The organism is Frigoribacterium sp. AC512 (genome assembly GCF_979258295.1).
Map to the genome: position 1 here is coordinate 1,520,569 of NZ_OZ409850.1, position 18,738 is coordinate 1,539,306.

The 18,738-nt window shown below is 74.6% G+C and carries 18 protein-coding genes; 9 read left to right on the forward strand and 9 right to left on the reverse strand.

Features of this window, described 5'->3' with window-relative positions; translation table 11 throughout:
* Window positions 1–9: 9 nt before the first annotated feature.
* Entirely contained in the window at window positions 10–915 is a 906-nt protein-coding gene (locus ACZZ97_RS06905; protein WP_463472666.1) for an alpha/beta fold hydrolase, read from the forward strand.
* Window positions 912–2,027 (forward strand): glycosyltransferase family 4 protein, encoded by a 1,116-nt coding sequence (locus ACZZ97_RS06910; protein WP_463472667.1) that lies wholly within the window; start codon window positions 912–914, stop codon window positions 2,025–2,027. Before ACZZ97_RS06905 ends, ACZZ97_RS06910 begins: the two co-directional genes overlap by 4 nt.
* On the opposite strand, the gene ACZZ97_RS06915 is transcribed toward ACZZ97_RS06910, so the two are convergent.
* Both ACZZ97_RS06915 and ACZZ97_RS06920 read right to left on the reverse strand, forming a co-directional pair.
* The gene (locus ACZZ97_RS06915; RefSeq protein WP_314101353.1) at window positions 2,024–2,683 is read right to left on the reverse strand and encodes a histidine phosphatase family protein; all 660 of its coding nucleotides are present in this window, start codon (window positions 2,681–2,683) and stop codon (window positions 2,024–2,026) included. The genes ACZZ97_RS06910 and ACZZ97_RS06915 overlap by 4 nt on opposite strands.
* Window positions 2,680–3,609 carry an NAD-dependent protein deacetylase gene (locus tag ACZZ97_RS06920; protein WP_463472668.1) on the reverse strand — a complete coding sequence of 310 codons (930 nt, stop codon included), beginning with the start codon at window positions 3,607–3,609 and terminating at the stop codon, window positions 2,680–2,682. Before ACZZ97_RS06920 ends, ACZZ97_RS06915 begins: the two co-directional genes overlap by 4 nt.
* A 171-nt stretch (window positions 3,610–3,780) precedes the next feature.
* Here ACZZ97_RS06920 and ACZZ97_RS06925 point away from each other — a divergent pair, with 171 nt between their 5' ends.
* Entirely contained in the window at window positions 3,781–4,632 is an 852-nt protein-coding gene (locus ACZZ97_RS06925; RefSeq protein ID WP_463472669.1) for a TrmH family RNA methyltransferase, read from the forward strand.
* A complete protein-coding gene (locus tag ACZZ97_RS06930) occupies window positions 4,629–5,858 on the forward strand; it encodes a D-alanyl-D-alanine carboxypeptidase family protein (protein WP_463472670.1) in 1,230 nt (409 codons plus the stop codon). Before ACZZ97_RS06925 ends, ACZZ97_RS06930 begins: the two co-directional genes overlap by 4 nt.
* 46 nt (window positions 5,859–5,904) lie before the next feature.
* Here the strand turns inward: ACZZ97_RS06930 and ACZZ97_RS06935 are convergent, their stop codons facing one another.
* Window positions 5,905–6,702, reverse strand: coding sequence for an SGNH/GDSL hydrolase family protein (locus tag ACZZ97_RS06935; RefSeq protein ID WP_123545760.1), 798 nt, complete (start codon window positions 6,700–6,702; stop codon window positions 5,905–5,907).
* 45 nt (window positions 6,703–6,747) lie between these two features.
* Here ACZZ97_RS06935 and ACZZ97_RS06940 point away from each other — a divergent pair, with 45 nt between their 5' ends.
* From ACZZ97_RS06940 to ACZZ97_RS06960, 5 genes are all read left to right on the forward strand, one after another.
* Window positions 6,748–7,938: an acyl-CoA dehydrogenase family protein gene (locus tag ACZZ97_RS06940; RefSeq protein WP_463472671.1), complete on the forward strand. Its 1,191-nt coding sequence runs from the start codon at window positions 6,748–6,750 to the stop codon at window positions 7,936–7,938.
* Between the two features lie 66 nt (window positions 7,939–8,004).
* Window positions 8,005–9,312 (forward strand): DNA polymerase IV, encoded by a 1,308-nt coding sequence (dinB, locus tag ACZZ97_RS06945; RefSeq protein WP_463472672.1) that lies wholly within the window; start codon window positions 8,005–8,007, stop codon window positions 9,310–9,312.
* A 95-nt stretch (window positions 9,313–9,407) separates the two neighbouring features.
* Window positions 9,408–11,201 (forward strand): DEAD/DEAH box helicase, encoded by a 1,794-nt coding sequence (locus ACZZ97_RS06950; protein ID WP_463473773.1) that lies wholly within the window; start codon window positions 9,408–9,410, stop codon window positions 11,199–11,201.
* A gap of 23 nt (window positions 11,202–11,224) precedes the next feature.
* Window positions 11,225–12,109 carry an MSMEG_6728 family protein gene (locus ACZZ97_RS06955; protein WP_463472673.1) on the forward strand — a complete coding sequence of 295 codons (885 nt, stop codon included), beginning with the start codon at window positions 11,225–11,227 and terminating at the stop codon, window positions 12,107–12,109.
* A 71-nt stretch (window positions 12,110–12,180) separates the two neighbouring features.
* Window positions 12,181–12,435 carry a hypothetical protein gene (locus ACZZ97_RS06960; RefSeq protein WP_314103837.1) on the forward strand — a complete coding sequence of 85 codons (255 nt, stop codon included), beginning with the start codon at window positions 12,181–12,183 and terminating at the stop codon, window positions 12,433–12,435.
* On the opposite strand, the gene ACZZ97_RS06965 is transcribed toward ACZZ97_RS06960, so the two are convergent.
* From ACZZ97_RS06965 to ACZZ97_RS06990, 6 genes are all read right to left on the reverse strand, one after another.
* Window positions 12,384–12,899: a hypothetical protein gene (locus ACZZ97_RS06965; RefSeq protein ID WP_463472674.1), complete on the reverse strand. Its 516-nt coding sequence runs from the start codon at window positions 12,897–12,899 to the stop codon at window positions 12,384–12,386. The genes ACZZ97_RS06960 and ACZZ97_RS06965 overlap by 52 nt on opposite strands.
* Window positions 12,900–13,029: 130 nt before the next feature.
* Window positions 13,030–13,542 carry an FAD synthase family protein gene (locus ACZZ97_RS06970; protein WP_314103841.1) on the reverse strand — a complete coding sequence of 171 codons (513 nt, stop codon included), beginning with the start codon at window positions 13,540–13,542 and terminating at the stop codon, window positions 13,030–13,032.
* Window positions 13,539–14,837, reverse strand: coding sequence for a hypothetical protein (locus tag ACZZ97_RS06975; RefSeq protein ID WP_463472675.1), 1,299 nt, complete (start codon window positions 14,835–14,837; stop codon window positions 13,539–13,541). The genes ACZZ97_RS06970 and ACZZ97_RS06975 overlap by 4 nt, the downstream gene beginning before the upstream one ends.
* A complete protein-coding gene (locus tag ACZZ97_RS06980; protein ID WP_463472676.1) occupies window positions 14,834–16,645 on the reverse strand; it encodes a Wzz/FepE/Etk N-terminal domain-containing protein in 1,812 nt (603 codons plus the stop codon). The genes ACZZ97_RS06975 and ACZZ97_RS06980 overlap by 4 nt, the downstream gene beginning before the upstream one ends.
* Window positions 16,642–17,451 (reverse strand): CDP-alcohol phosphatidyltransferase family protein, encoded by an 810-nt coding sequence (locus tag ACZZ97_RS06985; protein WP_463472677.1) that lies wholly within the window; start codon window positions 17,449–17,451, stop codon window positions 16,642–16,644. The genes ACZZ97_RS06980 and ACZZ97_RS06985 overlap by 4 nt, the downstream gene beginning before the upstream one ends.
* Window positions 17,448–18,737, reverse strand: a complete 1,290-nt coding sequence (locus ACZZ97_RS06990) for a glycosyltransferase family 4 protein (protein ID WP_463472678.1) — start codon at window positions 18,735–18,737, stop codon at window positions 17,448–17,450. Before ACZZ97_RS06990 ends, ACZZ97_RS06985 begins: the two co-directional genes overlap by 4 nt.
* Between the last annotated feature and the right edge of the window lies 1 nt (window position 18,738).

Sequence of the window (18,738 nt, forward strand, 5' to 3'; positions counted from 1 at the left end):
ACTCGGCCCGTGATCGTCAGAGAGCCCCGTGTCCCGTCGCCGTACCGGCGCCTCCTCGAGTCCGTCGCGGTGCGCGAGGACGTCGTCCGTGTCGCTGGCAGCGACACCGCGTGGTGGACCTACGACACGCCGGGCACCGACGACGACAGCCCGGTCGTGCTCGCGGTGCACGGCTTCCGTGGCGACCACCACGGCCTCGAGCCGGTCGTCGCCCACCTCACGGGCGTGCGGGTCGTCATGCCCGACCTGCCGGGCTTCGGCGAGTCGACGCCTCTCGTGGGCGAGCACAGCGTCGCCGCCTACGCCGCCTGGTTGACCGCGTTCGCGGCCGCCGTCGGGATCGACGAGTCGGTCGTCGTGCTCGGGCACTCGTTCGGGTCGATCGTCGCCTCCGCCGCCCTCGCGGACGGGCTCCGCGCCTCCCGGCTCGTGCTCGTCAACCCGATCGCCGCGCCGGCGCTCTCCGGTCCTCGTGGCGTCGTGACCCGCCTCGCCGTCTTCTACTACTGGGCCGGGGCTGCCCTCCCCGAGGCCGCGGGGCTGTCCGTGCTGCAGAACGCGGCTGTCGTGCGGTTCACGAGCCTCGCGATGGTCAAGAGCCGCGACGGGGCCCTCCGGCGGTGGATCCACGACCAGCACGACTCGTACTTCTCTCGCTTCGCGGACCGGCGCGTCGTGCTCGACGCGTTCCGCGCCTCCGTGTCGAGCGACGTCAGCAGCTACGCGGCGCGCGTGGCCGTGCCGACGCTGCTGATCGCGGCCGACCGCGACGACATCACGGCGCTGCCCGCCCAGCACGAGCTGCGGGCGCTGTTCCCCGACGCGCGTCTCACCGTGATCGACGGCGTGGGGCACCTGATCCACTACGAGAAGCCGCAGGAGGCGGCCGCCGCGATCCAGGGGTTCGTCGCGTGAGGGTCGCGATCGACTGCCGCTACGTCCGCACGGGGCGGCACGACGGCATCAGCCGGTTCACCGCCGGCGTCGTCGGCGCTCTCGCCGAGCTCGCCCGCGGTGACGACGAGGTGGAGCTGACGATGCTCGTCTCCGACCTGCGCCAGCTCGACAAGCTGCCCGACCTGCCGCACCTGCTCGTCAGCGACCCGACGAGCCCGCGCGAGCCGCTCGTCGCGCTGCAGGTCGCGGCGGCCCGCCCCGACGTCGTGTGGTCGCCCATGCAGACGATGGGCTCGTGGGGGCGCCGCCACCGGCTCGTGCTGACCCTGCACGACCTCATCTACTACACGAACCGCACGCCGCCGCCCGAGTTCGCCCTGCCGCTGCGCCTGCTCTGGCGGCTCTACCACCTGGCCTGGTGGCCCCAGCGGATGTTGCTCGACCGAGCCGACGCGGTCGTCACCGTCAGCCGGACGACCCGCGACGAGATGACCCGTCACCGGCTCACACGGCGCCCCGTCACCGTCGTCTCGAACGCGGCCGACCCGGTCGCCGACGCACGGCCCCGCACGGCGCCCGAGCACCGCGACCTCGTCTACATGGGGTCGTTCATGCCCTACAAGAACGTGGCCGCGCTCGCCAGGGCGCTGCCCCTGCTCGACGGACATCGACTGCACCTGATGAGCCGCGTGTCCGACCGGGAACGCGCCTCCCTGACGGCCCTCGCCCCTGCGGGCTCGCTGGTGTTCCACGACGGGGCGAGCGACGAGGAGTACCGCGACGTGCTGCTGGGCGCCACCGCCGTCGTGACGGCGAGCCGGGCGGAGGGCTTCGGCATCCCGCTCGTCGAGGGCATGGCCCTCGGCACTCCCGCCGTCGTCAGCGACATCCCCATCTTCCGCGAGATCGGCGGCGACGCGGCCCTGTACTTCGACCCGGAGTCGCCCTCGTCGATCGCGGCGGCGGTGCGCCGTCTCGAGGGGGAGTGGGCGGCACGGTCGGCCGCGTCGGTGCAGCAGGCGGCCCGCTTCAGCTGGGCGGCCTCGGCCGAGGTGCTGCTCGAGCTGCTCCGGACGACCGGCGGTGCGCCGCGCCGCCGGAGCAGGCGCAGCCGCAGCCGCAGCGACTAGTCGGCGGCGGGGCGCTCGAGTGCGTTCTGCCAGCCGAGGGAGGACGTGCCGGCGCGCTCGGACTCGACCTCGATCGGGTCGTCGAACTCGCGGAGCACCAGGGCGCCGTCGAGCAGCTCGAACGAGTGGACGGAGCCGTTGCGGATGGGCGTCCCGAGGTGCAGGACGTCGTCGCCCGCGACGTGCGTCACCACGGCGCGGATGACGGCACCGTGCGTCGCGACGACGACGCGGCCGGCCGCACCACCGTCGTCCACGTCGCCGGCAGAGCGGGCGATCTCGACCAGGGCCGGCAGCACCCGGGCCAGGAGCTCGCGACGGCCCTCGCGACCCGGGACAGGCGTGCCGGCGGGGAAGCGCCGTTCGACCTCGCTGCCGGTCAGGCCCTCGGCGTCGCCGTAGCGGCGCTCGGCGACGGCCGGGACGAGCTCCGGCGCGGGCAGCCCGAGCCGGGCGGCGATGATCGAGCCGGTCTCGGCGGCGCGCGACAGGGGGCTCGCGACGACCCGGTCGAACGACCGGCGGGCGAGCAGGTCTCCCGCCTCGGCGGCCTGGGCACGCCCGAGGTCGTTCAGCGGGATGTCGGTCGCGCCCTGGATGCGGCGGGCGCGGTTCCAGTCGGTCTCGCCGTGGCGGACGAGGTAGAGCAGGGTCATCGTGCTCCTCCGGCAGGGCCTGTCGCCGCCGCGGTGCGGGCCGCCGGCACGAGGCGCTCGGCCAGGGCGGCCAGGGTCTCGGTCGTCCCGGCGTCGATCTTCACGGCGGCCCGCGAGTCGCCCTTCGTCTCGCCCCGGTTGACGATCACCACGGGGAGCCTGCGGCGCGTGGCCTGGTCGAGCAGCCGGATGCCGGAGTTGACGACGAGCGACGACCCCACGACCAGCAGCGCCTCGGCGCCGACGACGAGCGACCGGGCCTCGGCGAAGCGCTCGACGGGCACGAACTCCCCGAAGAAGACGACGTCCGGCTTCAGCATGCCGCCGCAGACGGTGCACGCGGGGACGACGAAGGCGTCGATGTCGTCGACCTCGACGTCGCCGTCCGGGGCGAGGCGGACGCTCTCGGGCTCGTCGATCCAGGGGTTGTCGCCGGCGAGGCGGGCGGCGACGGTGTCGCGGGCGAACGACTGGCCACAGGTGAGGCAGAGCACGCGGTCGACGGTGCCGTGCAGGTCGACCACGCGTCGCGACCCCGCGCGCTCGTGCAGCGCGTCGACGTTCTGGGTGACGACGCCGTTGACGACCCCGGCGCGCTCGAGCTCGGCGAGGGCCCGGTGCCCGCCGTTGGGCGCGGACGCCCGGAACGTCTTCCAGCCGACGTGGCTCCCCGCCCAGTAGCGCTTGCGGTACCGCTCGCTGGAGAGGAACTGCTGGAAGGTCATGGGGTTGCGCGGAGGCGCCCCGGCTCCCCGGTAGTCGGGGATGCCGGAGTCGGTGCTGATGCCGGCACCGGTGAGCACCGCGACGCGACGGCCGGCCAGGACCGCGACCGCGGCCTCGAGGGCGTCGCCGACGGTGGCCGAGGAGGCGCGAGCCGGCCCGGCGGGGCCGGCTGCGGCCGGCGGCGTGGCCGGGTCAGTCACGGTGGGGCCTCCTTCGGGGCGGTCGACCTCCGGATCGGGTCGACGTCAGCCTAAACGGCGAGGCCTGGCGATTCGTTCCCCGGACGTTAGCCTGGACCTCGTCCCTGCCCCCTCGTCCTCCCGCGTCGCCTCCCGCCTCGTCGCCGACCGGACGTCCTGCCCTGGAGCGCCGTGCGCATCACCCGCATCACCGACCTCGACCGCCCCGACCTCGCGGACTACGCCCGGCTGACCGACGTGGCGCTGCGTCGCGTCTCGGAGCCCGAGGGAGGGCTCTACATCGCCGAGTCGAGCAAGGTGATCGAGCGCGCGCTCCGTGCCGGGCACGTGCCCCGCTCGGTGCTGATGACCGAGCGCTGGCTGGCCGACGTGGAGCCCCTGGTCGCGCACCTCGACGGCGAGATCTTCGTCGGCGACGCGGCCCTGCTCGAGACGCTGACCGGCTACCACCTGCACCGGGGCGCCCTGGCGGCGATGCACCGCCCCGAGCTGCCCAGCGTCGAGTCGCTCCTCGAGGGCGCGCGACGGGTCGTCGTGCTGGAGGACATCGTCGACCACACGAACGTGGGCGCCATCTTCCGGGCGGTCGCCGGGCTCGGCGCGGACGCCGTGCTCGTCACTCCCCGGTGCGCCGACCCGCTGTACCGGCGCAGCGTCCGCGTCAGCATGGGCACCGTGCTCCAGGTGCCGTGGACGCGCCTCCCGGAGTGGCCCCTCGGCGCCGAGCTGCTCCGCGCCGCGGGCTTCGAGGTCGCGGCCCTCGCCCTCGCCGACGACGCCGTGCCCCTCGACGAGTACGCCGCCTCCGCCCCCGAGCGCGTCGCCCTGCTGCTCGGCACCGAGGGGGACGGCCTCAGCCGGGACGCCCTCCGCGCCGCCGACCGGGTCGTGACGATCCCCATGCTGCACGGCGTCGACAGCCTCAACGTCGCCGCCGCCTCCGCCGTGGCCCTGTGGGCGCTGCGGGTCCCGCCCGCCGCCGGCGAGGCGACGCCCGAGGCCGGGGGAGCGTCGCCCTCGTGACGCGGGGCGCCGTCCTCAGACGTCGTCGGGCCGCCGTGGCCGCCGTCGTGGTGCTCGTGCTCGCCGTGGGCACGTACCTGCCCCTCACGTTGCTCGGCCCGCTGGCGCCTGCCGCGGCCGCCGCGTCGACCTGGGAGGCGCCCGCCCAGCCGGGCGCGCAGCTCGCGTTCCCGGCGTACGGGGCCACGGCCGTCGAGGCCCTCGGCTTCGATGAGAGCCTGACGACGAGCGGCGACGCGCAGCCTCGGCCGATCGCGAGCATCAGCAAGGTGGTGACCGCCCTCGTCGTCCTCGACGCGAAGCCCCTGGACGGGGGCGACGGGCCGTCGATCACCCTCTCGGCCGCCGACGCGGCCCTCTACGACACGTACCGCGCCGTCGACGGGAAGGTCGTGCCGATGACGGCGGGCTCCGTCCTCACCGAACGGCAGGTGCTCGAGGTGACCCTGATCGAGTCGGCGAACAACTACGCGACCACGCTGGCCCGGTGGGCCTTCGGGTCGGACGCCGCCTTCGTGTCCGCGGCGGCCGCCTGGCTCGCCGAGAACGACCTCGCCGCGACCACCATCGTCGAGCCGACCGGGCTGTCGCCGCAGAACACGAGCACGGCGACCGACCTCGTCGCCCTCGGCGCCCTCGCCCTCGCCGACCCCGACGTCGCGGCCGTCGTCGGCACCGACGAGACGACGATCCCCGGCGTGGGGGTCATCGACAACTCGAACGAGCTGCTCGGCCTCGACGGCGTCAAGGGGATCAAGACCGGCACGCTCGACGAGGCCGGCGCCTGCCTGCTCTTCGCGGCCGACTTCACGGTGGCCGACCGGACCGTGACGGTCGTCGGCGTCGTCCTGGGCGGCGTCGACCACGACGCGCTCGACGCCGACGTGCAGCGCCTGCTGCAGAGCGTGACGGGCAAGTTCCAGACCATCACGCTGACGAGCCGCGACGACGTCTGGGCCCGCTACGACCTGCCGTGGGGCGCGTCGGCCCAGGCGGTGGCGGCCGAGGACGCCGACCTGCTCGTCTGGGGCGACAAGACGATCACCTCCGCCCTGCAGACCGACGAGGTCGGACCGGACGACGCCGGCGACGAGGTGGGCACCGTCCGCTTCGACGTCGGCGGCGAGGAGATCGACGTGCCGCTGGTGCTCGACGCGACGATCCCGGAGCCCGGCGCGTGGTGGCGGCTGACGCACCCGCAGGACGTCCTCGGCGGACGCGGCTGACGCCTCATCGTCGGGGCCACGCGCCCCGCCGCGGCCGCGCCCGCCGCTACGACGGCGGCTGCTCGTCGCGGTAGATGACCGTCACCGCGTCGGGTCGCTTCGCCTGGCGCCCGTCGCCGGACGACTGGTGCCGGAGGCGGCGGACGACCCAGGGCACCAGGTACTCGCGCGCCCAGCCCATGTCCTCCGAGCGCGCCTGGCGCCACGGACGACGCTCGAGGGGCTCGGGCCGCCAGGGCTCGAGGTCGTTCTCGACGGCGAGGGCGCCGAGCACGGCCCGGGCGATCGTGTGGTGGCCGAGCGGGCTGAAGTGCAGCCGGTCGGGGGCCCACATGCGGGAGTCGGACAGCTGGCGGAGGGCCCACATGTCGGCGACCACGGCGTCGTGCTTGAGCGCGATCGCGTGGACGTGCTCGTTGTAGATGGCGACCTTGCCGCGGAGCCGCCCGAGCACCGGGGTCAGCCCGATGTCCGGGCCCGTGAAGACGACCACCGTCGCGCCCTGGGAGCCCAGCTTCTCGACCAGGGCGTCGAAGCCGGCGGCGACCTGGTCGGGGTCGGTCCCGGGGCGGATGATGTCGTTGCCGCCGGCCGAGACGGAGATCAGGTCGGGCCGGAGCGACAGGGCGGCGTCGGCCTGCTCGTCGGCGATCTGCGCCAGCAGGCGCCCCCTGACGGCGAGGTTGGCGTAGGCGAAGTCGTCGGCCGACGAGCCCAGGACCTCGGCGACGCGGTCGGCCCAGCCGCGGTGACCGCCGGGCGCACGCTCCTCCGGGTCGCCGATCCCCTCCGTGAACGAGTCGCCGATCGCGACGTACCGGGACCAGGGGTGCAGCTGAGTCATGGCCTCCACGTTACCGCCGGGTGCCGACGTGGCTACCCTCGGTGCATGACCGACGGCGCCCGACCTGCCACCGCCTCCTCGTGGTCGCCCTCGGCGCTGCTTCCGGACGACCTGCTCGCTCGGTTCCGCGAGCGTGCCGCCGGTCACGACCGGGACGGCTCGTTCCCGCACGACGACCTCGCCGAGCTGCGCGAGCGGGGCTACCTGACCGTCTTCGTGCCCGAGGGCGAAGGAGGCGCGGGCCTGGGACTCGAGCAGGTCGCGGCCCTGCAGTCCCGCCTCGCGGCCGCCGCTCCCGCCACCGCCCTCGCGGTCGGGATGCACCTCGTCTGGACCGGCTGCGCCGCCGTGCTGCGCGCCCGGGGCGACCGGTCGCTCGACCTCGTGCTCGCGGACGCCGCCGCCGGGGAGGTGTTCGCCTTCGGGGTGAGCGAGCCGGGCAACGACCTCGTCCTCTTCGACTCGGTCACCCGCGCCGAGCCCACGGGGGACGGCGGCTGGCGCTTCACCGGCACGAAGACGGCGACCTCGCTCTCGCCGGTCTGGACCCGGCTGGGCGTCTTCGGCCGTGACGACACGGACCCCGCGGCGCCGGTGCTCGTGCACGGCTTCGTGCACCGCGACCAGCCGGGCTGGACCTCGCTCGGCGACTGGGACACGATCGGCATGCGGGCGACCGAGAGCCACAGCACCCGGCTCGACGGCGTCGAGGTGCCGGCCTCGCGCATCGTCCGGCAGCTGCCGGTCGGATCGAGCGCCGACCCGCTCGTGTTCGGCGTCTTCGCGGTCTTCGAGACGCTCGTCGCCGCCGTCTACCGCGGGATCGCCCGGCGAGCGGTCGAGCTCGCCGTCGAGTCCGCGTCCGGACGGACCTCGCGCCGGACGGGCGAGTCGCTCGCCCTCGAACCGATCGTCCGCTGGCGGGTCGCCGACGCCCGCCTGGTGCTCGACGGCCTCGAGCCGCAGGTCGACTCGCTGGCCCGTGACGTCGACCGGCTCGTCGACCACGGCGCCGACTGGTCGCCGCTCCTCGTCGGCCTCAAGACCCGTGTGACGGAGGCGGCGCGGGCCGTCGTCGACCAGGCCGTCGCGGTCGCCGGAGGCGGGTCGTACCGGGCGTCGTCGGAGCTCGGGCGGCTGCAGCGCGACGTGCTCGCCGGGCGGTTCCACCCGTCGAGCACCGACTCGGCGCACGCGACGATCGCGGCGCGCCTGCTCGGGCCGGCGGAGCAGTAGCCGCGGCGAGGGCGCCCGCGGCCCGTGCCGGACGGCGATGTCGGCGGTCCGTGTGAGGATCACCGAGTGAGCAAACAGGACGGCAGCGGGCGACTCGTCACCGCGGACCCCACCGACGACGTGTCGGCGCCCATCCTGCACGTCGACATGGACGCGTTCTTCGCCTCGGTCGAGCTGCTCGACCGCCCCGACCTCGTCGGCAAGCCGGTCGTCATCGGCCACCGGTCCGACCGCTCGGTCGTCACGGCCGCGACGTACGAGGCACGCAAGTTCGGCGTCAACTCCGCGATGCCGATGGCGATCGCGCTCCGGCGGTGCCCGCAGGCGATCGTGCTCGAGCCGCACGGCGAGAAGTACCGGTACTGGTCGTCGGTCGTGATGTCGATGTTCGACGACGTGACGCCGCTCGTCGAGCGCCTCGGCATCGACGAGGCGTTCCTCGACGTGTCCGGGGCGATCCGGCTCATGGGCCCGCCGTGGCGGATCGCGACCGAGCTGCGGCGCCGCGTGCACGCCGAGACGGGGCTGCGCTGCAGCATCGGGGCCGCGTCCACGAAGTTCGTCGCGAAGCTGGCCTCCAGCGTCTCCAAGCCCGACGGCCTCCTCGTCGTCCCGCACGACCGCACGATCGAGTTCCTCCACCCGCGGCCGATCAGCGCCCTCTGGGGCGTGGGCGGCAAGACGGAGGAGGTCCTCACGAACCTCGGGCTGCGCACGGTCGGCGACGTCGCCACGGCCTCGCTCGACACCCTCGTCCGCGCGGTCGGCCCGGCCGCGGGCGCGAAGCTGCACGACCTCGCCTGGGCACGCGACCCACGCCGGGTGCACACCGAGACGGTCGAGAAGAGCGTCGGCCACGAGATGACCTTCTCGACCGACGTCGTCGACCCCGACGTCATCCGGCGCGAGTTGCTGCGGCTCAGCGACAAGGTCGGGGCACGCCTCCGCGCGGCCGGTCTCAGCGGCCGCACCGTGGTGCTCAAGCTGCGCACGACCGACTTCGTCACGATCACGCGGTCGCGCACCCTCGCAGAGCCGACCGACCTCGGACGCCGCATCTACGACGAAGTGCGCTCGGTCTACGAGGCGACGGGCAAGCAGCACGAGCGCATCCGGCTCGTCGGCGTGCGCGTCGAGCAGCTGGGCACGGGCGACGACGGCGGGCTGTCGCTCGGCCTGTGGGACGACGACGCCGAGTGGCGCGGAGCCGAGTCGACGGTGGACGCCCTGCGGGCGCGTTTCGGGGCGGCCGCGCCGACGCCGGCGTCGCTGCTGCGCGGCGGCGACGATTCCCGACGTCGATCGCGACACGACCGCGGCCAGCCCGGCGACAGCCAGCTCGGTCGTGACCGACCGGGCGTCGGCGGCAGGTAAGATCGGTCCAAGTGAGCACAGCGAACGAGCACGACCCGGCCGGGGGCGACCAGTCCGGCGCCGGCGTACCGGTCGGCGTCGACGACCAGCTCGATCTGGGCGAGGTCGGTGCCACGGCCGGCAACTCGGCCGCCGAGCACCTCTCACCGGCGTTCCCCGAGCGGGCAGCCTGGGGCACGGCGAGCAAGCTGCGCGCCTGGCAGGCGGAGGCACTCGAGCAGTACTTCGCGACGTCCCCCCAGGACTTCCTGGCCGCGGCCACGCCCGGCGCCGGCAAGACCACGTTCGCACTGCGGCTCGCCACCGAGCTGCTCTCGCGGGGCGAGGTCGACAGGGTCGTGGTCGTCGCCCCGACCGAGCACCTGAAACGACAGTGGGCCGACGCGGCCGACCGCGTGAACCTGAGGCTCGACCCCATGTTCAAGAACGCCGACGTCTCGTTCGGCCGGCACTACCACGGGGTCGCCGTCACCTACGCCCAGGTCGGCATGAACCCGAAGGTGCACGCCGACCTGACGGCTGCCGGCCGCACGCTCGTCATCCTCGACGAGGTGCACCACGGCGGCGACGCGCTCAGCTGGGGCGACGGCATCCGCGAGGCCTACGGTCGGGCCACCCGCCGGCTCTCGCTCACGGGGACGCCGTTCCGATCGGACACGGCCCCGATCCCCTTCGTCACCTACGCCCTCGACGAGCAGGGCATCCGCACCTCCCGGTCCGACTACTCGTACGGCTACGGGCGTGCTCTGGCCGACGGCGTCGTGCGTCCGGTGCTGTTCATGGCCTACGCCGGGCAGATGCGCTGGCGCACCCGCATGGGCGACGAGATGAGCGCGACCCTAGGCGAGGCGGTCACCAAGGACATCACGGCCCAGGCCTGGCGGACGGCCCTGTCGCCGCAGGGCGACTGGATCCCCGCCGTCCTGTCGGCGGCCGACACCCGCCTGACCGAGGTCCGTCGCGGGGTCCCCGACGCCGGGGGACTCGTCATCGCCACCGACCACACGGCGGCCCGGCAGTACGCCGCCGTGCTGCAGAAGCTGACGGGGGAACGACCGACGGTCGTCCTGTCGGACGAGAAGGCCGCCTCCGACCGGATCCAGGCCTTCTCGGACGGCGACGGCCGCTGGATGGTCGCGGTGCGGATGGTGTCCGAGGGCGTCGACGTGCCGCGCCTCGCCGTCGGCGTGTACGCCACCTCGGCCTCGACGCCCCTGTTCTTCGCACAGGCAGTGGGTCGCTTCGTGCGGGCGAGGCGCCGGGGCGAGACCGCCTCGATCTTCCTGCCGAGCGTGCCCAGCCTCATGGCCCTCGCGGGGCAGCTCGAGCTCGAGCGCGACCACGCGCTCGACCGGCCGGAGAACGCCGACGACGGCATCTTCGCGCCCGAGGAAGACATGATGGCGGCCGCGAACCGCGAGGAGAAGGCGTCGAGCCTGCTCGACCAGCAGCCCTTCGAGGCGCTCGACTCGCAGGCCTCGTTCGACCGCGTCCTCTTCGACGGCGGCGAGTTCGGCACCGGCGGCGAGATCGGCAGCCTCGAGGAACTCGACTTCATCGGCATCCCGGGTCTGCTCGAGCCCGACCAGGTGCGCGACCTGCTGCGACAGCGCCAGGCCAAGCAGGCCACCCGGTCGCGCAAGACCGGCATGCCGACCGTGGCCACGCCCGTCGCCGACGCGCGCCCGCTCTACCAGACGATCAAGGAACAGCGACAAGAGCTGAGTCGGCTGGTGTCGATCTGGTCGAGGGTGTCGAACGAGCCCCACGGGATCATCCACGCCGATCTTCGTCGCGTCAGCGGCGGCCCCTCCGTGGCCCAGGCGAGCACCGAGCAGATCCAGAAGCGCATCGACGTGCTGCGGGGCCGGATCGGCAACCGCACCTAGGCCGCGCGCCTAGCGTGGGAGGGGTGCAGACCTTCCTCCCGTACCCCGACTTCGTCGAGAGCGCGCGGGTGCTCGACCAGGCCAGGCTCGGCAAGCAACGCGTCGAGGCCCTCCAGGTGCTCCGGGCCGTCACGCTGCCCGGCTACGGGTGGCAGTCCCACCCCGCGATCGCGATGTGGCGTGGCCACCGCACCGCGCTGACGGCCTACGCCCTCGCGATCACCGACGAGTGGATCGCCCAGGGGCACTCCGACACGGTGCGGCCGCAGGTGCTGGAGTTCGCCCCCGCGCTCGGCGACGCCGCGCTCGGCGTCCACCGCGACCGCGACGCAGGACACGCGTCGGCGGCCGTCTCGGTCACCGACGACCTGCCGAGCTGGCTCGGCGACGATGCCGTGCACCGGAGCCACCGGTCGAAGCTCGTGCAGAAGGAGCCCGAGTGGTACCGCGGCAGGTTCCCGGGCGTGCCGGACGACCTCGACTACGTCTGGCCGGGCGCCGATGCCGGGATGCTCGCGCCCACGGACGACGCGGCGCTCTCCTCGACCCGGCGTGCCTGGGTGGTGCGCCCCGGGGACGAGCGGACCGGTGATGACTGGCGACGGGCGGGCGTGGTCACCATCTCCGAGTCGTCGCCCAGGGGCCGGACGACGCCCGCGTGGACCGCGCAGCGCGAGGCCTTCGCCCACCTCGGCGAGGGGGAGCTCGTGGCGGTGCCGGACGCCGGACAAGGGTCGTTCTCACTCGGCCGCCTGGTCGGCGACGCCGTGTCGGCCCAGGACGACGACCGGGCGCCCGTGCTGCTCCGCCGGGTGGAGTGGGAGGGCCAGGAGGTGCGGCGGCAGGATCTGCCCGACCCGGCTCTCGCGCAGGACACGCGCAGCCTGTTCCCCCTCGCGCTCGCCTGACCGTCCGGACCCCCTCACGGCCCGTCGTCCGGGCACGCTGGCGGTCGCGACGCTCCCGGTACGATCGGGTCATGCTCGACCGTGCCTCCGATGACCGCTGGTTCGTCCGCCGGGCGCCGGACGGCGCGGTCATGGCGGTCGTCGAGGCCTTCGGCACCGGCTGGCGGCTGCGTCGCTGGTCGTTCGTCGAGTCCGAGCAGGAGGCCCTCGGGGTCTACACGTCGGCCGAGCTCGCCGAGACCGCCTGGTGGCGGCATCTCGACCGGGGACGGGGTCAGCGCACGGCGAGCACCTCGGAGAGCCGCAGGCGGCTCGGCGAGGACTGAGGCCGTGGGCACCTGTCGCGCTCGGTCGTGATCACCGAGCGGGGGTCGGGGGGAGCCACCACGCCGTCGGACGTGCAGGTGAGGACCGCCCGCACGGCGTAGCGGCGAGCCTCGGAGAGGCCGGTGAGCGCGTCTCGCCACGCCCGGTCGGACGCCGAGTCGACCACGGGCCCGGGACTCTCGAGCACGAACACGACGGCGGCGACCCCGAACTCGCTCGCGACCTCGTCGAGGGCGTCGCCCCAGCGCTCGACGGCGAGGCGGTCCGGACGCTCGGGGATGCCCTCGAGGGGAACCACCATGGGCAGCTGGACCTGGTCGGCGTCGAGGAACAGCGTCCAGAGCTGCCGACGCACGGCGACCGGCACCAGGCTCGCGACCCGGGCGATCAGCTCGTCGTCGGAGACGACGGGCCGGTGCGGGTCGGCGGCGGGCGAGGACGGGGAGGCGGGGGTGACGGTCATGGGACCAGCGTCGTCTCCCGGAACCCGCCTCCTGCGGTCGTCCACAGGCGGGCCCGGCGTCGCGTCCGCCGGGCCCGCCTGGGGAGGGACCACCGCTGCCGCACCTCGGGACCCTGGGGCGGGCGACGCGTCAGCGGGCCCGCTCGGCCGTCGCCGCCTCCTGTGCCGGGGCTCCGCCGGACAAGGCCCTCAGCGCACGTCGCAGCACCGTGCTGGACGTGCTCATCGTGTAGGGGAAGTACACGACCTCGACCCCGACCTCGGCGAACTCGCGCTCGAGCCGGAGGCCCTTCTCGGTGCCGCGCCAGTCGTCGCCCTTGAAGAAGACGTCGAACCGCAGCTCGCGCCAGACGTCGAGCTTGTCGGGCACCGTCTCGGCGTACGCCGTGTCGACCACGTCGATGTGGTCGACGATCTCGAGCCGCTCCGCCAGGGGCACGACGGGCGTGATGCCCTTCGTCAGGGCGAGCATCTCGTCGGACACGACCCCGGCGATCAGGTGGTCGCAGTGCTGGCGCGCGTGCCGCAGCAGGTTGAGGTGCCCGATGTGGAACAGGTCGAAGGCGCCGGCGGCGTAGCCGACCCGACCGGCGCCTCCGGGGCGGGCGGTCAGGGGATCGAGCAGGTCGGTGGACGAGGTCACGGGGTCACGCTCCGGGGACGAGGGGCCGACTCGGCGAGCACGACCAGGGTGAAGAAGGCCACGAACGCGCTGCTGGAGTCGACCAGCCCGCTCTCGACGACGCTCCTGATGACGATGAAGACGAAGGCGGGCAGCACGGCGCCGAACCCGACGACGCGGAGGCTGGCGCGGCCGGCCGTGGCGAGGCCGACGACGACCCAGATCGCGAGCAGCCCCGCACCGACGACGCCGGCCTGCGCGAGCGCCGAGATCCAGCTGCTGTCGAGGACCTGCTCGGCCCAGTACTGACCGGCGACGGGGACCTGCTTGACGGTGAGGCCCGAGCCGATCCACCGGGCCCAGGTGCCCGGGTCGGTCTGCAGCACCGTGTTCCAGGCGATGGTGCGCGAGTTCAGGGTGGCGATGCTCGCGGAGTCGCCCCCGCGCTCGATGACCCGGGCGAGGACGTCGGTGCTCGCGAGGAACGCGACGGCGAGGGGCACGGCGACCGCGACGACGACCGCGACCGTGGGCCGGACACGGCGCGCCGCCACGACGGCCACGGCCACGGCAACGAGGACCGCGAGGAACGCGGCCCGCGAGCCCGTCGTGACGAAGAGGCCGGTCAGGACGACCAGCAGCGCGAGCGACCCCACGGTCGCCTTCTGGACCAGGAGGCGGTGGACCACGCCGATCAGCGGCAGGCCGAGCAACAACGCGATCTCGTTCGGGCTCAGGGCCGGCAGGGTCCCTGCGAGGCGGCCCCCGGCCAGGTAGATCTGCAGGCCGGAGAGCGCCGAGACGGCCCCGACGATGCCGAGGGCGAGCAGCAGCGACCGGACGACGACGCGCGGCTCGCTGCGGTGGACGACGGCGACGATCGTCGCCGCGACCATCAGCACGCGGATCACGAGCACGGTCGTCGACGTCGTCAGCCCGGCCGAGACGCCCCCGACGAAGGCGATCCCGAGGTAGGCGAGCAGGAACGCCACGGCGACGGGCCCGACGCGGTTCGCGAGGTGACGGCCGTCACGACCGGCGGGCGCTCCCGTGAGGGCGAGCACCAGCGCCACCGCGGCGAGCAACGCCTTGGCGACGACGACCGGGTCGAGGCCGCCCTCGTAGATGACGCCCGTGCGCCAGGGGACCACGGACGCCACGAGCACCGTCATGACGACCGCCGGACGGACCAGGTGGCGCGCGGCCGGCAGGTCGTCGTGCAGCGCGGTCGCGACACGCCACGGCGTCGTGCGCGGCGAGGCCGCGGGCACGACGACGGGACCGGAGGCGATCCGCGCGGGGGAGGACACGGTCACTCGCCGTCGGACGGACGCGGGTCGGAGCCGTCGGCGGCGGCGTCGCGGTCAGCGTCCGGAGCGTCATCCTGTCCACGGGCCGGGCGTGCAGGACGGCGAGGGACGATCCGGCCCTTGCCGCGGGGCTTGCGCGCGGACTTCGAGGTCGGCGCCACGGCGGGCGCCGTCGCCTCGTCGGCCCCGGCCCCCGCGTCGGCCTCGGACTCGGCCGGCACCGTGGACTGGTCCCCAGGTGCGACGGGAGCCACGGCCGTCTCGGCGACCGGCGCCTCGGCGGCAGGCTCGGGCGTCGTGAACGGGTCGCGGACGAGGTCGGCGATGCTCGTCGAGCCCTCAGCCCGCGAGGGGGACGAGGCGGACGCCTCGGACGACGAGACCGTCCCGGACGGCACGCCCGGAGAGGACGACACGGGCGCCGACGACCGCACGTGGACGGCCGGGGCGTGGCCCGAGCCCGAGCGGTCGACACGGCGGAAGTCCTCGTCGCGCCAGGTGGCGCGCAGCAGCACCCGGCGCCAGCGGGGCACGCCCGCGAGCACGACGCCGATCGGCTCGACGTCGAGGCTCATCAGCTCCGCGGTCAGGCTGCGGAGGGACTCCAGGCGGGTCGCCCCGGCACGGACGACGAGCACCACCTCGTCCGACTCGGCCGTCACGGTCCGCAGGGCGAAGGGGTGCGAGTCCGAGGCCGACTGCACGACGGTCACGTCGTAGGTGCCGCGCAGGTCCGCGAAGAACCGCCCGACGCCCGACCGGACGAAGGACCGGGTGGAGGCGCCGACGACGTCGGGGACCGGCACGCGGTCGTAGCCGGCGAGGTCCGCCTCCGTCAGCTCCGGGAGAGCGCTGTCGGGGACCGTCGAGGGCCGCGACACGGTGCGGGTGTCGAAGTCGGACTGCAGCAGGGCGCAGGTCGAGCCGAGCTCCACCACGGCGCGTGCGAGGCCACCGTCGACGCCGGCCGCCTCCGACACCGTGTCGGTGCGGGCGAGCAGCAGCACGCGGGGCAGCTCGCCGCCACGCAGGGCGCGGAGGTTCTGCACGGTCTCGCGGAGCGCCGTGCGGGTGGCCGCCAAGGCGCCGCGCCCGTCGGGGTCGTCCGAGCTGCGCACGACGGCGGGCAGCTGGCCGACCACCGGCAGGCCGGTCGCGCGACGGACGTCGTCGACCGTGCTGACGCGGGGACGCGTCCGGGCGAGGACGATCGCGAGAGCGACACCGACGCCGAGGCCGACCAGCAGGCCCAGCAGCCCGAGGACGACCGTGCTCGGGCCCGTCGACGTCGTCGGGACGGGCGCAGGCGCGGTCAGGTCGAGGGAGATCGTCTGCCCGTCGGCACCGTCGGTGGACTCGATCTGGTCGACCGTGTCCGACAGGCGCCCCGCGACGGTGTCCGCGAGCTGGGCGGCGCCGGTGGCCGTGACGTCGGTGGCCGAGACGAGGAGCACCACCGTGTCGACGGGGTTCGTCACGGTCACGCGGTCGCCCAGGTCGGCGAGCGAGACGCCCTGGGCCTGGGCGACCGGCCCGAGCACCTGGGCGCTCGTGCCGAGCTGCGCGTACGACGAGACCTGGCGCAGGGCGAAGGCCGAGCGCTCGTCGAGGTTCGAGCCGGGCGCGTCGGCCCGGACGAAGACCGTGGCCTGGGCCGTGTAGGAGGCGGGGGCCAGCTGCGAGAGGCCCACCCCGGCGGCGAGGCCGAGGACGACGGCCAGGACGACGACGAGGACGTGCTGGGCGACGTAGCGGAGGTAGTCCCCGAGGTCGAGGCGGTCGTCGACGACGACGGCGCGGGCGGTGCTGGTCATGAGGTCCTCATCGGGTCGGTGCGGAGCTCGCGGAACCACTTGGGGAGGGCGAGCAGCAGGTAGGCGGCGTTGGCCGCGAAGAGCAGGAGGTAGGCCACGGTGAACGCGCCGGGCCAGGCGAGCAGGACGAAGACGAGGCACATCAGGCCGTAGTCGGTCGGCACGACCGCCAGCGAGTAGAGGGCACCGGTCTGGCGGCGGACGAGCACGGGCGAGCCCGCGGCGACCGACTCGGCCCGGCGCAGCTGCTCCGTGAGGACGATCGCGAAGAAGGCGACCGTCGCGACGACCTGGTAGGCGAGGGGCAGCGCGAGGACGGCCTCTCGTCCCTCGGGCTCGCGGACCCACGACGCGAAGACTGCGAGGTGCAGCACTGCGATCTTCGTCGCGTCGATCACGTGGTCGAGCCACTCGCCGGCCGGGCTGCCCCCGCCGCGGAGACGGGCGAGCTGCCCGTCGGCCGAGTCGAGGGCGTAGCCGACGACGAGCAGCAGGGGCACGAGCACGGCGGGCAGCCAGCCGGCCGGAACCGTGGCCAGGACGGCGATGCCGGCGAAGGTGGCGAGGGCGCTGACCGCCGTCACCTGGTTCGGCGTCGCCCGGAGCACGTGCGCGGCGGCGGCGGCCCACCGGCCGAGGCGGCGGTTCACGAACCGCGAGTAGGCGGGTGCGCCGCTCGACGACTTCTGGGCCGACGCCAGCGCGGCCAGTGCTGCACGGAACTCGTGCGGCACGGGTGTGCGCGACGGGGCCGAGGAGGCGGTCGTCGCCTCGGGGCGCACCGGCGCCCCCGCCAGCCGCGTCACGAGGCCACCGCCAGGTCCTGGCCGTGCTCGCGGAGCAGCTCACGGGAGACGACGGCACCGATGCGGCGGCGCATCTTCTCGGGCGTGTAGCGCTCCTGGTAGGCCGCCTGGGCACGACGGCCCGCGGCGGCGAGGGTGTCGACGTCGAGGCCGGCGAACAGGTCGGCGAGGGCGTCGACGTCGCGACGGTCGAAGAGCCAGCCCGTCTCGCCGTCGACGACGACCTCCTCCGGGCCCCCGCTGCGGCTGGCGACGACCGGGCGGCCCTCGCTGAACGCCTCGAGGGCCACGAGGCCGAAGCCCTCGAGGGTGTCGGTGGGCAGCACGATGGCGTCCGCGTCGCGGACGTACGGGGTGGCGTCCTCGACCTGACCGACGACCGTGACGGTCTCGGGCCGGGACACGATGGCCTGGACGAGGGCAGGGACGTCGACGCCGGCCCCGACGGCGGGCGGGCCGCCGAGGACGACGAGCTGGCCGGGGCAGCCCGCCGCGTTCCAGGCCGTCAGGAGGGTGCTGTGCCCCTTGTGGGAGTTCCAGCGGCTGGCCATCAGGTAGTGGGGGAGGCGGTGCTCCGGTGCCGCGACCAGGTCGGGCGACCGTCGCGGGACGCCGTTGTGCACGACGACGGCACGGTCGTCGCCGTCGAGGCCGGAACTGCCGAGGACCGAGCGGGACACGGCCACGAGGGCGGTGCAGGCACGGGCCAGGGGCCGGAGGCCCTTGCGGTCCGTGTCGCCCCACGGCTCCTGCAGGTGGCCGACGACGTGCTGCACGCCGGCCAGGCGCGCGAGGGGGGCGACGACGAGGCAGGCGCTCGTCGCGCAGTAGACGAGGTCGAAGTGCCGGCCGGCGAGCCGCGCCGCGGTCCGGGCGGCGTCCCGCGCGAGGCGGGCGAGGCCGACCGGGCCGAGGTGCGACCGTCGGAGGATCGGCAGCGCCGTGCGCTCGACGCGGGCGCCGAGCTCACGGAGCTGCGGCCCCAACGGGCCCACGGCCACGTCGGACGGCAGCCACACGGTCACGTCGAGGTCGTCGCGGGCGGCGAGCTCGCCGACGACCTCGAGGACGATGCGGTCCGAGCCGTACAGCTCGTCGGACGAGTGCACGACGAGGACCTTGCTGCGGCGACCGCCCGGGAGGCGCGGGGGCGCCTCCGGGAGGTCGGCCGCGTCGAGCAGCCACTGCTCGGCCCGCCGGGCCCCGGGTGCAGCGTCCGCGTCGGCGGGCGCTGCCCCGGGCGCCCCCGCGCCCCGGCCGGTCGTTCTGGTGGTGTCGAGGGTCATG